The organism is Bradyrhizobium sp. UFLA05-108 (genome assembly GCF_059803455.1).
On sequence record NZ_JBANAZ010000253.1, the window covers coordinates 1 to 649 of the forward strand.

Sequence of the window (649 nt, forward strand, 5' to 3'; positions counted from 1 at the left end):
GCGCGATCTCGCGCTCGCACAGCAGGATCAGCGTCTCACGCGCCGACAGGTTCGCGCGCGCCGCCTCGTCGAGCAGGTTGTCGAGTTGGTCGCGGATGCCGGAGAGCTGCAATCGCGCCAGCATGGCCTCGAGCCGATCGATCGGTACTTCGGTAGCCTTCTTTGTGCGCGCCATCAGAAGCTCCCTCCGATCGCTGCTTCGTATTCGGCAAGAGGACGCAACAACGAGGGCAGTGGAGAAGGCGCCAGCACTGTCGGTGTCGCGATTGCCGGTCGGCAGACCGCGCCATTGCGACCGGCAACCCCGTCGAGGTGGGCGGAATCGACGATCCGTAGCCGGCGGCCCTCCGATTGCTTGTGGACCGCAACCTCGCGCATGCCATGGCGGATGCGCACCTCGCCGGCCGCAACCGTCACCGCCACCCGCTCGCCGATCAGCCGCCACGGCACCGAGTAGCTGTTCGTGTCGACCTCGACGGCACAATCGTTGCCGACGACGCGGGCCAGTTCGCGCAACGATCCAAACGACGGCTGCCCGCCGAGCGGCTTCAACCGGTGTGCCTCGTCACGCGCAAAGCGGACGATCGGCGCCTCGCCGGTCGTGCCGTGGATACGCACGTTCGCCACCTCACGCTCCCACTCGGCGAGA

Annotated in this window: 1 protein-coding gene; it reads right to left on the reverse strand. The window is 67.5% G+C overall.

Translation table 11 applies throughout. The features are described 5' to 3' along the window. Positions 1 to 174: 174 nt before the first annotated feature. On the reverse strand, positions 175 to 649 hold a 475-nt coding region (locus SO140_RS46330; RefSeq protein WP_498544253.1), incomplete at its 5' end, for a Mu transposase domain-containing protein.